The sequence below is a fragment of the Stenotrophomonas sp. YJH_SMC_138 genome (assembly GCF_059369855.1).
The window spans coordinates 82046-95204 of record NZ_JCAFTB010000001.1; the positions used below are offsets into that span (position 1 = coordinate 82046).

Consider the following 13159-nt stretch of genomic DNA (forward strand, 5'->3'; position numbering starts at 1 on the left):
GGTCCGTCCTGGCGGCAAGAGATCTGCGGTTCGATTGTGCCGCATCGCCTGCCAAGCCCGTGTTCAGGCCGATTCTCACCCTGTGCACGAGCGGCCGGCCACAGTGACCGCATGGCAGTCAATGACGATCTGGTGGTCCTGCGCCCCGAAGGGCTGTACTGCGCCGCCGGTGATTTCCACATCGATCCCTGGCGACCGGTCCCGCGCGCGGTCATCACCCATGGCCACGGCGATCACGCACGCCCGGGCATGGGCGAATACCACTGCAGCGACGGCAGCCTGCCGATCCTGCGCTGGCGCCTGGGCGATGTGCCGGTGCAGGCGCATGCCGAGGGCGTGCCGTTCCGCCTGGGCCGGGTGCAGGTATCGCTGCATCCCGCCGGCCATGTACTGGGGTCTTCGCAGGTGCGCATCGACGACGGGCAGCAGGTCTGGGTGGCGTCCGGCGACTACAAGCGCCAGCCTGATCCAACCTGTGCGCCGTTCGAAGTGGTGCCCTGCGATACCTTCATCACCGAGGCCACCTTTGCCCTGCCGATCTATCGTTGGCCGGACACGCCCACCGTCGCTGCGGAGATCGTGGCGTGGCGCCGCGAATGCGAACAGCGCGGCGAAGCTGCCATCCTGCTGTGCTATGCACTGGGCAAGGCGCAACGGGTACTGGCCGAACTGCTGCCGCTGGACGATCGCCCGGCCTGGCTGCACGGTGCCATCGCCAATGGTGTGGAGGTGTATCGGCAGGCCAACGTGCCAATGCTGGAGACGCTGGCGGTGGCCGAGCAGGGTCGCCAGCCGGATGCCGCCGGCCAGTTGATCCTCGCCCCGCCCTCGGCCGCCGGCACGCCGTGGATGCGCCGCTTCGGCCGCTACCAGCTGGGCTTCGCCTCGGGCTGGATGCAGCTGCGCGGCAACCGGCGTCGCCGCAACGTCGATCGTGGCTTCGTCATTTCCGATCACGCCGATTGGCCCGCACTGCTGCAGACCATCGAACAGACCGGCGCGCAGCGGGTGATCGCCACCCATGGCAATACCGATGCGTTGATTCCCTTCCTGCGCGAGCGCGGCGTAGCGGCTGAAGCCTTCCGTACCGATTTCGGGAGCGAGGAATGAAGGCCTTCGCGGCGCTCTACCAGCGCCTGGACCGCAGCACCGCCACGCTGGACAAGCGTGCGGCATTGATCGATTACTTCCGCCAGGCAGGCGCGCACGATGCGGCGTGGGCGTTGTACCTGCTCAGCGGTGGCAAGGTGGGCGGCGCACGCCGCAAGATCGCCGCCAGTGGCGAACTGCGCGCCTGGATTGCCGAAGAATCCGGCTTGCCGCCATGGCTGGTGGAAGACAGCTATGCGCAGGTCGGTGACCTGGCCGAAACGTTGACCCTGCTGCTGGATGATCCATCCCAGCCCGCCGCCGACCGTGCGTTGGCGGATTGGATCGAACAGCATCTGCTGGCGGTGGCCAACCAGCCCGAAGCGGTACGCCGTGCGGCGGTCGTCGCGGGCTGGCAGCAGCTGTGCAGCAGCGAACGCCTGGTGTTCAACAAGCTGCTGACCGGCGCCCTGCGCGTTGGCGTCTCGCAGCGGCTGGTGCAGCAGGCACTGGCGGAGTGGTCCGGGCTGGACATCGCGCGCATCGCCCAGCGCATGCTTGGCGAGTGGGTGCCCTCGCCCGCACTGCTGGGCCAGCTGCTGTCGCCGGATGAGCTGCCACTGGACCGGCAGCAACCCTACCCGTTCTTCCTCGCCTCGCCACTGGAAGGCGATCCTGCCGAACGCCTCGGCCCCATCGAAGATTGGCTGCTGGAATGGAAGTGGGATGGCATCCGCCTGCAGCTGCTGCGCCGGCGCGGCGAGGTCGCATTGTGGTCACGCGGCGAAGAGCGGCTGGATGGTCGCTTCCCCGAAATCGAACAGGCGGCGATGGCGCTTCCCGATGGCTGCGTGCTGGACGGAGAGCTGCTGGCCTGGGACGAAGCCACGGACCTGCCGCGTGCATTCACCGCGCTGCAGACCCGCATCCAGCGCCGCAAGCCCGGTGCGGCTACCCTGCGCAACACGCCGGTGCGCGTGCTCGCCTATGACCTGCTGGAACACGATGGCGCGGACCTGCGTGAGTTGCCGTTGCGGGAACGGCGTGCACGGCTTGCCGACGTCGTCGGTGCCCTGGGTGATGCACGGATCCAGCTCTCACCCGACGTTGCCGCCGAAGACTGGCCGCAGGCGGCGGCGATGCGCGATGTGGCACGCGAACGTGGCGTGGAAGGGCTGATGCTGAAACGTCGTGCCTCGCCCTACCAGGCCGGGCGACGCCGCGGTGACTGGTGGAAATGGAAGGTCGATCCGCTCACCATCGATGCAGTGCTCCTGTACGCGCAGGCAGGCCATGGGCGGCGCAGCACGTTGTACACCGACTACACCTTCGGCGTCTGGGACGGCGACACGCTGGTACCGGTGGCCAAGGCCTATTCGGGCCTGGATGACAAGGAGATCCTCGCGCTTGATCGCTGGATCCGCGCCAATACCCGCGAGCGCTTTGGCCCGGTGCGCAGCGTACGCCCCGAACACGTCTTCGAACTGGGCTTCGAGGCGGTCAACCGCAGCAGCCGGCACAAGTCCGGTATCGCCGTACGCTTTCCACGCATCCTGCGCTGGCGCCACGACAAGCCAGCCAGCGAGGCCGATCAGCTGGCTACCCTGCAGGCGCTGGCGCGATGAACCGCAGCCAGGCACTACGCCGGCTGGAAGACTGGTTCGCGTCGAAAGGCTGGCGCTCGTTGCCGTTCCAGCGCGCGATGTGGCGGCACTATCTCGCCGGCGGATCCGGGTTGCTGCACACGCCCACAGGCAGCGGCAAGACACTGGCGATGTTCGGGGGACCGCTGCTGCAGGCCATGATCGACCCACCGCCTTCGCCCCGCCGCGCCAGTGCGGTACGCCCGCTGCAGGTGCTGTGGGTGACGCCCTTGCGCGCGTTGGCCAGCGACACCACGCGTGCACTGCAGGCCGTGGTCGATGGGCTGGGGCTTGGATGGCGTGTCGGCCTGCGCAGCGGTGACGCCAGCAACCGCGAACGACGACAGGCACGCGAGGGCCGCATCGACGTACTGGTCACGACGCCGGAATCGCTGGCGCTGCTGTTGAGCTATCCGGATACGCTGCCGCGCATGCGCCAGCTGCGCTGCGTGGTGGTGGACGAATGGCACGAACTGCTGGGCAACAAGCGCGGTGTCCTGCTGCAGTTGAATCTGGCCGTGCTGCGCGATGCCGCGCCTGCATTGCAGCTGTGGGGGCTGTCGGCCACGCTGGGCAATCTGGATGAGGCGCGCGACGTGCTGCTGCCCGGACAGCCCGACGCGCCGATCGTGCAGGGCGTGCGCCCGCGTGCGACCACGGTGCGCAGCCTGCTGCCCGAACCCGGTGAACGCTTTCCCTGGGCCGGGCACCTGGGCCTGGCCCAACTGCCGCGGGTGCTGGACGCATTGATGCAGGCACGCAGTAGCCTGCTCTTCACCAACACCCGTGCACAGGCAGAACTGTGGCATCAGGCGCTGGCGTCGGTCTGGCCCGAGGAACACGACACGCTTGCGCTGCACCACGGTTCGCTGGATCCGGCGCTGCGCCAGCAGGTGGAGGACGGGCTGCGTGCAGGAACGCTGCGCTGCGTGGTCGCCACCTCCAGCCTCGACCTCGGCGTGGACTTTCCCGAGGTCGAACAGGTACTGCAGCTGGGCAGCCCGAAGGGCGTCGCCCGCCTGCGCCAGCGCGCCGGACGTGCGCGCCATCGTCCCGGTGCCAGTGGCGCGATCCTCTGCGTGCCGAGCCATGCGCTGGAACTGGCCGAGTACGCAGCCGTGCGTCGCGCACTGGCCGAAGGCGTGGTCGAAGCACGCAGGCCGCCGATGCTGTCGCTGGACGTTCTGGCCCAGCATGCGGTCAGCCGTGCCCTGGCCGGTGGCTTCCACGGTGATGCGCTGCTGGCGCAGGTCCGGCGCACCCATGCGTTCGCATCCCTGGCCGAGGACCAGTGGCAGGCCGTGCTGACTTTCATCGTGCAGGGGGGCCAGGCCCTGGCCCAGTACCCTGACTTCCACAAGGTCGTGCAGGACGCCGATGGCCGCTACCGGATGCACGACCGGCGCCAGGCACTACGCCACCGGCTGTCGATCGGCACCATCAGCAGCGATGGCAGCGTGCGCGTGCAGTTCCTGCGCGGGGCCGGCCTCGGCGCCGTGGAGGAACAGTTCGCCAGCCGCCTGCGCCGCGGAGACCGCTTCCAGTTCGCCGGGCGCCTGCTGGAGCTGGTGCAGCTGCGCGACATGACCGCCTTCGTGCGGCTGGCACGAGGGCGCGGTGAAGGTGTCGTGCCCCGCTGGCAGGGAGGCCAGCTGCCGCTGTCGATGGCACTCGGCAGCGAACTGGAGTCGGTGCTGTCAGGCGCCGACGACAGTGCGGAAGCGCGCTGGCTGGCACCGCTGCTGGCACTTCAGCAGCAGGTGTCGGCGCTTCCCGGCCCGGACCACGTGCTGCTGGAGGACGTACGCCGCCGCGAAGGCCAGTTCCTCTTCGTCTATCCCTTCGCCGGACGCCACGTGCACGAGGCGCTGGCCGCCCTGTTGGCACTGCGCTGCACCCGCCAGCAACGCAACAGCATCGGCTATGCCGTGAATGATCACGGCCTGGTGCTGGCACCGGCGCAGGCGATCGACCTGGACGCGGCGCAATGGCATGCGTTGTTCACCACCGATCAGCTGCTGGACGATCTGCGTGCGGCGGTGAACCTGGGCGAGCTTGCGCGGCGCCAGTTCCGTGGCATCGCGCGCGTCGCAGGCCTGCTGGTACCCAGCCTGCCGGGGGGCATGCCGCGATCGCTGCGCCAGCTGCAGGCCTCGGCGGGCCTGCTGTACGACGTATTGCGCGAGCATGACCCCGAGCACCTGCTGCTGGCGCTGGCCGAACGCGAAGTGCTGCATGACAGCCTCGACCTGCCGGGGCTGCGCCAGGTGCTGGTCCGGATCGGCGCGCGACGCATGTCGATGCAGCGCCCTGCATCGCTGACGCCCCTGGGCTTTCCACTGTGGGCCGAACGCCTGCGCGGGCAGTTCAGCAACGAGGACTGGCGTACCCGCGTGCAACGCGCGGCCCAGCAGCTGGAACGTCGCCATGGCCGATGAAATACCGCTGCTGCTTGCCGGCGAACCGGTGACCCTGGCGGGGGCACGCGCACTCTACTGGCCGGCGCGGCAGGCGCTGCTGATCGCGGACCTGCACCTGGGCAAGGCCGATGTGTTCCGCCGCGCCGGCATCGCGCTGCCCAGCGGCGGAACCGGCGAAGACCTGCAACGCCTGCAGGGTCTGCTGGACAGGCACGCCTGCCGCGAACTGTGGATCCTGGGCGACATCCTGCATGGGCCGGCGCATCGCGCCGCCTGGTACCAGCAATGGCTCGGCTGGCGCGAACGCAACACCGCACTGGACGTGCATGTCCTGCGCGGAAATCATGACCGGCAGCTACCGCATGCCCAGCTGCAGGTGCAGATCCACGAGGAGGTGCGGCTGGCGCCGTTCCTGCTGCGCCATGAACCGTGCGCAGACCCGGCGTGGCACGTGGTCGCAGGCCACCTGCATCCGCAGGTCGCACTGCCCGCATTGCGCCGGCGCTTCCCGGCCTTCTGGCTGCGCGAGCGGATGACGGTCCTGCCGGCCTTTTCCGCGTTCACCGCCGGAATCGTGCCTGCTCCCGCCAGCGGCGAACAGATGATCGCTTGCGTGGAAAACGGCCTGGTGGAACTGCCAGTGGCTTGAATCAGGCCGGACGAATGTCCAGCTGCGGCATCAACTGGAACTCAGGCGTGTCAACTTCACGTCGCCGCGGCAAGGCCTGGATTGCCGCCAGCATCTCCTGTGCGCAGGCGCGGATGCGTCCGTGGTGCTCCGGCGATGCATGACTGATCAAGCTGCCCACATGGAATTCGAACACGTCCTCCAGTACGTCGGGCTGGTCCTCGTGCAGCATCTGCAACAGTCCGCGCAGCTTGCAGATTTCCGATTCCAGCTCCTCGACCGCGAACCACATGGCGTCCTCCTCTTCAACAACAGGCGGCACGTCCGGGCCGCGACAGGCCGCAACGGCAACGCCGCCCGGGCCACGCGCGATGTCAATCACGGAAAGGAAAACGGGCGACGCGCAATCGCGTGCAACCTACTTCTCGCATATACACGGTGAGGCAACCGTTAATTCGCGTGACAGCGCGCTTCACGCATTCGCAGTGATCGCGCTGATGCCAGGCATCTGCGCCCCTGCAGCCAACGCGTCGACAAATGCCGGATCCAGCGCAAGCGAACCGAACCAGCCATGCTGCGTACCGCTGAGCACGCGCAGCATGTGGCCACGCCCACCCGGCAGGCGCCCCATCGGCCCGAGCAGCACGTCGCGCGCCTTTGCCCAGGCATCGCGATCAGACTGGAACAGCGGCGTCAGCCAACGGCTCCAGCGCTGGTAGACCGCAACGTGCGCCCTGCGCTGCGCCTGGTAGGCCTGCAATGCAGCGCCTCCCCCGCCATGTGCGCGCACGGCATCGCGCAATGCCAGCGCATCGAGCAGCGCCATGTTCACGCCCTGCCCCAGCTGCGGGCTCATCGCATGTGCGGCATCGCCGGCCAGCACCATGCGGCCGCAATGCCAGCGCGTCATCACGGCGTCACGGTAGACCGCGCGCGCCAGCTGGCCGGCATCATGCAGATGCGCAAAGCGCGCGCTGGCCTGCGGCCACAGCGCGTGCAGCTCGTCCAGCCAGGGCGTCATGCCATCGGCCTGCCATCGTTCGAAGTCGGCGCGTGGCAGGCTCCAGAAGAAGCTCAGGCGCGGCGTGTCATCACCGGGCCGCGTACCGACCGGCAGCAGCCCGATCATCTTGCGCGCGGCCACGTAGCGCTGCCGCAGCTCCTGCAGGTGCGGCCAGTCCTCGGCCGGCAGCAGGCACCACAGTGCGCCCCAGGGATACACGCGGTCCAGCCCGGTGCCGCCTTCGATCGAGCCGCGCAGCGTCGAAGCCGCACCATCGGCGGCCACCACCAGGTCGAACGGCCCATGCATGCGGCCCTCACTGTCATGCAGGCGGCCCTGTGCGGCATCCACTGCGGCGATGGTGACGCCGGCATGCAGCTGGCCCGCACCCGCACGCGCCCCGTCCAGCAGCGAGAACAGCGCCCCACGCTGCATGCCGAGGCCGTGCAGGCGCGCGTCCAGGCCGTCATAGCGCATGTCCATCACCGTGCGCTCGCACGGTGTATCGCCATACAGACGGTGCACCGGCGCCGCATGCGCGCGCACGGCATCAAGCAGGCCCATCTGCCACAGCACCTGCAGGCCGCTGGGCTGCAGCAGGAAGCCGGCGCCAACCGGCCCCGGCGAGGGCACGCGTTCGAAGATCTCCACCTCGTGGCCATCACGAGAGAGCAGGATGGACAATGCCTGTCCAGCGGTGCCGTAGCCGATCACGGCGATGCGCAGTCGTTCCTTCATCGGCGCATTGTGCCCGAGCGCAAATCCGGATGGCCACCTGGAACCCTGTCCACAGCGCCGCAATGCCCGTCGCGACGCAAAAAAAACCCCGCCGAAGCGGGGTTTTCAACGCACTGTCGAGTGGATCACTCGGCCGGCGTGATGTTCGAAGCCTGGGCACCCTTCGGGCCCTGGGTCACGTCATAGGTGACACGCTGGCCTTCCTGCAGGCTGCGGAAGCCCTTGGAGTTGATGGCGGAGAAGTGCGCGAACACGTCGGCGCTGCCATCCTCCGGCGAGATGAAGCCAAATCCCTTGGCGTCGTTGAACCACTTGACGGTACCGTTCGGCATGGTGATGCGAGACCTTATGCAATGAATGGGTGGTGTACGCTGAACCCGCGCACAAGCTGAGTATGCAAAGCTTGCTCGGGGAAGACAATCACCCCCGCGCCAATTCGCCCACCAGTTCCGGAAGTCCGTTGCTGGCCGCCTGCACGTTCGCCAGTACTTCGGCCATCGTAATCTCCTCGCCATCACCGCAGCCGGCGGCCCAGTTGGCGATGATTGCCAGGCAGGCGTAATCCAGCCCCAGCTCGCGTGCCAGCGCGGCCTCCGGCATGCCGGTCATGCCTACCAGGTCGCAGCCGTCACGGCGCATGCGGGCGATCTCGGCGATGGTCTCCAGGCGCGGGCCCTGCGTCGCGCCGTAGCAGCCACCGTCATGGACCGTGACGCCGGTCACTTTCGCTGCCGCCAGGATCTTGCTGCGCAGCATCGGCGTATAGGGGTGGCCGAAATCGACGTGGACCACGTCGGTGCCTTCTTCTTCACAGATCGTGCTGATGCGGCCCCAGGTGTAGTCGATGATCTGGTCCGGGCAGGCCAGCACGCGCGGGCCGAAGTCTTCGGTGATGCCACCCACCGTGTTCAATGCCAGCACGCGCTGCGCGCCCAGCTGCTGCAGTGCGGCCAGGTTGGCCCGGTAGTTGATCTTGTGCGGCGGCAGTGAGTGCCCCTCGCCATGCCGCGCCAGGAACGCCACGCGATGACCGAGCAGCGTGCCCACGCGCACCGGGCCGGACGGGCGGCCAAAGCGGGTGTCGACCTCGTGGATCTGCACGTCGTCGAGCTTGGCCAGGTTGTAGACACCGGTACCGCCAATCACGGCCAGGGCGATCTGTTGCATTCAAAGCACTCCATGGAAAGACGAACGCCGGCACCCGAGGATGCCGGCGGTGGAAGAAGACGCGCCGCAGGCAGCTGCGCCGTTACTCCTTCATTGCGTAGATCGCCGGCACGCAGCGCAGGGTCTCGTTGACGTCCATGCCGAAGCCGAACACGTAGCGGTCCGGCAGCTCGATGCCGGCGTAGTCGGCGGTCACGTCCGGCAGTGCGCGGTCGTGCTTCTTCACGGTCATCGCGGCGATGCGCACGTCGGTCGCGCCCTGCTCCAGGCACCAGGTGCGGACGCCCTGCAGGGTGTAGCCCTCGTCGAGGATGTCGTCGATCAGCAGCACGCGGCGGCCGAACAGCGAGGTGGCCGGCTTGTGCTTCCAGACCAGGTCTCCGCCGGTGGTTTCACCGCGGTAGCGGGTCGCGTGCAGGTAATCGAACTGCACGTCCTGGCCGCGCGCGCCCAGTTCCAGCGCCAGCTGGCCGGCGAACGGCAGCGCACCATGCATGATGGACAGGAACAGCGGCACCTCGCCCTTGTAATCGCGCGCGATGGCGTCGGCGATACCAGCGATGGCCTTGTCGATGGTGGGGCGGTCGACCAGCAGGTCAGCCTGGGCCAGGGCCTGGGAAATGGTGAGGTTGGGCATCAGACGGTTCTTCCAAGGGTTTCAAGCAGACGGGATTGGGTGTCGCCATGGCGGGCGTCGGCCAGCAGGCCGTCCCAGCCGAGCGCGCCGCGGCCAAGCAGGCCCAGCAGCGCAGCAGTATTGAGGGAGCGTCCCTGCACCGCGTGCAGGGCTTCATCGACCAGTTCCGGGTGGCAGACCAGCACTACGTCGCAGCCCGCATCCAGATGCGCGTGCACGCGTGCCGGCACGCCACCGGCGCTGTGCGAGGCGGCCATGCCGATGTCATCGGAGAACACCACGCCACGGAAGCCGAGCTCGCCACGCAGGATGTCCTGGATCCAGCGCGGGGAATAGCCGGCCGGCTCCGGCGCCACCTGCGGATAGATCACGTGCGCCATCATCACCGCATCGGCACCGGCGGCGATGCCGGCCTGGAACGGCACCAGGTCCTGCCCACGCAGTTCGTCCAGCGCGCGCGGGTCGATCGCGGTATCGACGTGGGTGTCTTCCAGCACGGTGCCGTGGCCGGGGAAATGCTTGAGCGTGGCGGCCATGCCGACCGCATGCATGCCGCGCACATAGGCGGCGGTGAACGCGGCCACCACCTGCGGGTCTTCACTGAAGGCACGGTTGCCGATGGCGCGGTTGCCGCGGCCAAGGTCGACCACCGGCGCGAAACTCAGGTCGAGGCCGCTGGCACGTACTTCGCTGGCCATCAGCCAGGCATGCTGCTCGGCCAGGGCCAGCGCCTGCTGCGGGTCGGCGGCGTACAGCGCACCGATGTCCTGCAGCGGCGGCAGCGCGCTGTAGCCCTCGCGGAAACGCTGCACACGGCCGCCTTCCTGGTCCACGCAGATCAGCTGCGGGCGCGGGGCGGCGGCACGGATCGCCGCACTCAGATCGGTCACCTGCTGGCGCGAGGCGAAGTTGCGCTTGAACAGCACCACCCCGGCCACGGCGTCGTGCTGCAGCCAGTCACGTTCCTGGGCGGTCAGTTCGGTGCCGGCAACGCCGATCAGCAGCATGGTCGATCTCCACAACGCGCGCCCGCATGGCGCAGTGCCGCATTGTCGCAGAACCGGCCGACAGGCGCAGGGGTCAGACGAAGGGGAGTGTGGGGTCAGAGCCCCTGCGGGGATCTGACCCCGGGGTCGGATCCCCGCAGGGGCTCTGACCCCGATCTGCTCAGACCTTGCAGCCGTCCAGGCCGCAGGCCTCGTCGCCTTCAGCCGAAGCTGCCGGGGCGCCCTGTTCGGCTGCGATCTGGCGAAGGGCGTTGGCGAAGGCCTCTGGCGGCTGGGCCCCGGAAATGGCCCACTTCCCATCGATGACGAAAGTCGGCACCGAGGAAATGCCCAGTGCATGGGCCTGCGCCAGCCTGGCTTCGACCTCGGCCAGGCCGCGGTCGGAGCCCAGCATCTGCGCGATTTCAGCACCGTCCAGGCCGCCAGCCACGCCGGCCTTCACCAGCACTGCAGTATCGGCCAGATTCTGGCCATGCTCGAAGTGGGCACGGAAAAGTGCTTCGCCGACCGCATCCTGCACGCCGTGCTGGCCGGCCAGCCACAACACCCGATGGGCCGGCAGCGTGGTCACCCGCACCTGGCCTTGGCTGAAAGCCATCGGCAGGCCCTCGGCCCGCGCGGTGGTCTGGGTCTGGCCGAGGATCTGCTCGGTGCGCTCGACGCCACCGAACTTGCGCACATAGGCCTCGCGCAGCGGCACCGGGGTGGCGTCCGCGTCCGGGTCCAGCTGGAACGGCTGCCAGTGGATATCGAGTTCAGGCGCATTGGCGCCGAGCAACTGCACACCCTGCTGGAAGCGATGCTTGCCAATCCAGCACCAGGGGCAGACCACGTCGGAGTAGATGTCGATTCTCATCCCCACCACATGGGGCCCGCCTCCCTCGAAAAAAGGGGACGGAGGGGATTAAGTCGTTTCCAGCACAGCTGGGGTAAAGACGACTTAATCCCCTCCGTCCCCTTTTTTGGGGGCTTCACCACTGTGAATAGGGGTGACTGGCCAGTGCGACGTTGTAGTAGCGCGCGTCGTCGGTGACTTCGGCACCCACCCAGTCCGGCAGTTCGATCGCCTGGTCGGCGCTGTCCAGCTCGACTTCGGCCACGACCAGGCCGGCGTTGTCGCCGAAGAACTCGTCCACCTCCCAGGTCAGGCCGGCGTGTTCGACCAGGTGGCGGCGCTTGTCGATCAGGCCACCGACGCACAGCGCCAACAGGGCGCGCGCATCCTCCACCGGGATCGGGTAGTCGAACTCCTGGCGGGTATGGCCGATGGTGCGCGACTTCAGGTTCAGCGCGGCGTGGTCGCCTTCGATGCGCACGCGCACCGAGGCGTTCTGGGTGCCGCGGTCGAGCGCGCCCATGTCGTTGATGTAGCCCTGCGCCATCGGGATCACCCGATGCGCGGCGGTGCGCCAGCCATCACTGCTGACGAGGAATTTGCGTTCGATTTCGATGCCCATCGCGCCATTATGCGCGATGGGTGATGACAACCTGTCAGCGCTTCTCGAACACCGCGATGCTTTCCACGTGCGCGGTATGCGGGAACATGTCCATGGCACCGGCGCTGACCAGGGTGAAGCCCTGTTCGTTGACCAGATAGCCGGCATCGCGCGCCAGCGAGCCCGGGTGGCAGCTGACGTAGACAATGCGCTTGAACTGCTTCAGCGGCAGCTGCTGCAGCACTTCGATCGCACCCGAGCGCGGCGGGTCCAGCAGCAGCTTGTCAAAGCCCTGGCGCATCCACGGGGTGCTGCGCTGGTCCTGGGTCAGGTCGGCGCTGAAGAACTGCGCGTTGGCCAGGCCGTTGCGCTCGGCGTTCTCACGCGCACGCGCCACCAGGCCGGCATCGCCTTCCACGCCAACCACCTCGCGCACGCGGCGCGCCAGCGGCAGGGTGAAGTTGCCCAAGCCGCAGAACAGGTCCAGTACACGCTCGTCCTCACCCGGTTCCAGCAGGTCCAGGGCGTGGGCGATCATCTTCTCGTTGAGCTTGGCATTGACCTGGATGAAGTCCAGCGGGCGGAACGCCAGCTCGACATCCCACGGCGCCAGACGGAACGACAGCGGCACACCCTGCCCGTCCAGCGGCTGCACGGTATCCACGCCGCCGGACTGCAGGTAGATCACGAAGCCATGCTGCTGGCCGAAAGCCGCCCAGGCCGCGCGGTCGGCATCGCTGAGCGGCTGCAGATGGCGAACGGTCAGGACCACGGCCTGGTCACCGGCGATGAATTCGATCTGCGGGATGTCACGCTTGCCATCGAGTGACTCGATGAAGGTGGACAGCGCCTCGACCTTGGTACCAATCTCGGGGATCACGGTCAGGCACTGGCTGAGGTCGGCAACGAAGCGCGGATCCTGTTCACGGAAGCCGACCAGGGTCTTGTCCTTCTTTTCGACCCGGCGCACCGAGAAACGGCCCTTGCGGCGGTAGCCCCAGCTCTCGCCGACCAGCGGCGCGAGCACGGTGCCCGGCTTCACATGGCCGATCCGCTCCAGGTTGTCCATCAGCACGCGCTGCTTGGCCACGATCTGCTGGTCTTCGTCCAGGTGCTGCAGCACGCAGCCGGCGCAGGTGCCGAAATGGGGGCACTTGGGGGTCACCCGCTGCGGCGAGGCCTGCAGCACCTCCAGGGTGCGCGCCTCGTCGAAATGGCGGCTGCGGGCAGTCTGTTCAGCCATCACCACCTCGCCGGGCAGCGCGCCGCTGACGAAGGTGACCTTGCCGCCCTCGCCTTCACGGCGGGCGACACCGCGACCATCATGGCTGAGGTCGAGGATCTCGGTCTGGAACGGAGTACGGTCAGTGCGGGAACGGGATCGGGCCACG

13 protein-coding genes are annotated in these 13159 nt (G+C 68.0%); 4 read left to right on the forward strand and 9 right to left on the reverse strand.

Annotated features, from left to right (window positions below):
- Window positions 1–111 precede the first annotated feature (111 nt).
- Genes AC5P7I_RS00410 through pdeM form a run of 4 tightly spaced genes read left to right on the forward strand, consistent with a single transcriptional unit; the run spans window position 112 to window position 5801 of the window.
- Window positions 112–1110, forward strand: a complete 999-nt coding sequence (locus AC5P7I_RS00410; protein ID WP_046431930.1) for a ligase-associated DNA damage response exonuclease — start codon at window positions 112–114, stop codon at window positions 1108–1110.
- A complete protein-coding gene (locus AC5P7I_RS00415) occupies window positions 1107–2714 on the forward strand; it encodes an ATP-dependent DNA ligase (protein ID WP_046431931.1) in 1608 nt (535 codons plus the stop codon). Before AC5P7I_RS00410 ends, AC5P7I_RS00415 begins: the two co-directional genes overlap by 4 nt.
- On the forward strand, window positions 2711–5170 hold the full coding sequence (locus AC5P7I_RS00420; RefSeq protein WP_197606545.1) for a ligase-associated DNA damage response DEXH box helicase: 2460 nt from the start codon (window positions 2711–2713) through the stop codon (window positions 5168–5170). The genes AC5P7I_RS00415 and AC5P7I_RS00420 overlap by 4 nt, the downstream gene beginning before the upstream one ends.
- Window positions 5160–5801 (forward strand): ligase-associated DNA damage response endonuclease PdeM, encoded by a 642-nt coding sequence (gene pdeM / locus AC5P7I_RS00425; RefSeq protein ID WP_032959004.1) that lies wholly within the window; start codon window positions 5160–5162, stop codon window positions 5799–5801. Before AC5P7I_RS00420 ends, pdeM begins: the two co-directional genes overlap by 11 nt.
- A gap of 1 nt (window position 5802) precedes the next feature.
- Here the strand turns inward: pdeM and AC5P7I_RS00430 are convergent, their stop codons facing one another.
- The 9 genes from AC5P7I_RS00430 to rlmD form a co-directional block, all read right to left on the reverse strand.
- Window positions 5803–6072 (reverse strand): hypothetical protein, encoded by a 270-nt coding sequence (locus AC5P7I_RS00430; RefSeq protein ID WP_014647988.1) that lies wholly within the window; start codon window positions 6070–6072, stop codon window positions 5803–5805.
- 180 nt (window positions 6073–6252) lie between these two features.
- Entirely contained in the window at window positions 6253–7521 is a 1269-nt protein-coding gene (locus tag AC5P7I_RS00435) for an FAD-dependent oxidoreductase (RefSeq protein ID WP_014647989.1), read from the reverse strand.
- Window positions 7522–7646: 125 nt separating this feature from the next.
- Window positions 7647–7853 (reverse strand): cold-shock protein, encoded by a 207-nt coding sequence (locus AC5P7I_RS00440; protein WP_005410590.1) that lies wholly within the window; start codon window positions 7851–7853, stop codon window positions 7647–7649.
- Window positions 7854–7941: 88 nt separating this feature from the next.
- Window positions 7942–8688 (reverse strand): S-methyl-5'-thioinosine phosphorylase, encoded by a 747-nt coding sequence (locus AC5P7I_RS00445; RefSeq protein WP_100450444.1) that lies wholly within the window; start codon window positions 8686–8688, stop codon window positions 7942–7944.
- An 82-nt stretch (window positions 8689–8770) separates the two neighbouring features.
- Window positions 8771–9325 (reverse strand): hypoxanthine-guanine phosphoribosyltransferase, encoded by a 555-nt coding sequence (locus AC5P7I_RS00450; RefSeq protein WP_014038078.1) that lies wholly within the window; start codon window positions 9323–9325, stop codon window positions 8771–8773.
- Window positions 9325–10332 carry a beta-N-acetylhexosaminidase gene (gene nagZ, locus AC5P7I_RS00455; RefSeq protein ID WP_049404721.1) on the reverse strand — a complete coding sequence of 336 codons (1008 nt, stop codon included), beginning with the start codon at window positions 10330–10332 and terminating at the stop codon, window positions 9325–9327. Before nagZ ends, AC5P7I_RS00450 begins: the two co-directional genes overlap by 1 nt.
- A gap of 160 nt (window positions 10333–10492) precedes the next feature.
- Complete coding sequence (locus tag AC5P7I_RS00460) at window positions 10493–11188, reverse strand: DsbA family oxidoreductase (RefSeq protein WP_262088034.1); 696 nt, start codon at window positions 11186–11188, stop codon at window positions 10493–10495.
- Window positions 11189–11303: 115 nt separating this feature from the next.
- Entirely contained in the window at window positions 11304–11789 is a 486-nt protein-coding gene (locus AC5P7I_RS00465; RefSeq protein ID WP_014647992.1) for a CYTH domain-containing protein, read from the reverse strand.
- A 34-nt stretch (window positions 11790–11823) separates the two neighbouring features.
- The gene (gene rlmD / locus AC5P7I_RS00470) at window positions 11824–13158 is read right to left on the reverse strand and encodes a 23S rRNA (uracil(1939)-C(5))-methyltransferase RlmD (RefSeq protein ID WP_032959001.1); all 1335 of its coding nucleotides are present in this window, start codon (window positions 13156–13158) and stop codon (window positions 11824–11826) included.
- Window position 13159: the final 1 nt, after the last annotated feature.

What these genes read in the sequence shown, in the direction of transcription:
- AC5P7I_RS00410 (WP_046431930.1), top strand. Translation starts at nt 112, where the DNA reads ATGGCAGTCAATGACGATCTGGTGGTCCTGCGCCCCGAAGGGCTGTAC.
- AC5P7I_RS00415 (WP_046431931.1), top strand. Translation starts at nt 1,107, where the DNA reads ATGAAGGCCTTCGCGGCGCTCTACCAGCGCCTGGACCGCAGCACCGCC.
- AC5P7I_RS00420 (WP_197606545.1), top strand. Translation starts at nt 2,711, where the DNA reads ATGAACCGCAGCCAGGCACTACGCCGGCTGGAAGACTGGTTCGCGTCG.
- pdeM (WP_032959004.1), top strand. Translation starts at nt 5,160, where the DNA reads ATGGCCGATGAAATACCGCTGCTGCTTGCCGGCGAACCGGTGACCCTG.
- AC5P7I_RS00430 (WP_014647988.1), bottom strand. Translation starts at nt 6,072, where the DNA reads ATGTGGTTCGCGGTCGAGGAGCTGGAATCGGAAATCTGCAAGCTGCGC.
- AC5P7I_RS00435 (WP_014647989.1), bottom strand. Translation starts at nt 7,521, where the DNA reads ATGAAGGAACGACTGCGCATCGCCGTGATCGGCTACGGCACCGCTGGA.
- AC5P7I_RS00440 (WP_005410590.1), bottom strand. Translation starts at nt 7,853, where the DNA reads ATGCCGAACGGTACCGTCAAGTGGTTCAACGACGCCAAGGGATTTGGC.
- AC5P7I_RS00445 (WP_100450444.1), bottom strand. Translation starts at nt 8,688, where the DNA reads ATGCAACAGATCGCCCTGGCCGTGATTGGCGGTACCGGTGTCTACAAC.
- AC5P7I_RS00450 (WP_014038078.1), bottom strand. Translation starts at nt 9,325, where the DNA reads ATGCCCAACCTCACCATTTCCCAGGCCCTGGCCCAGGCTGACCTGCTG.
- nagZ (WP_049404721.1), bottom strand. Translation starts at nt 10,332, where the DNA reads ATGCTGCTGATCGGCGTTGCCGGCACCGAACTGACCGCCCAGGAACGT.
- AC5P7I_RS00460 (WP_262088034.1), bottom strand. Translation starts at nt 11,188, where the DNA reads ATGAGAATCGACATCTACTCCGACGTGGTCTGCCCCTGGTGCTGGATT.
- AC5P7I_RS00465 (WP_014647992.1), bottom strand. Translation starts at nt 11,789, where the DNA reads ATGGGCATCGAAATCGAACGCAAATTCCTCGTCAGCAGTGATGGCTGG.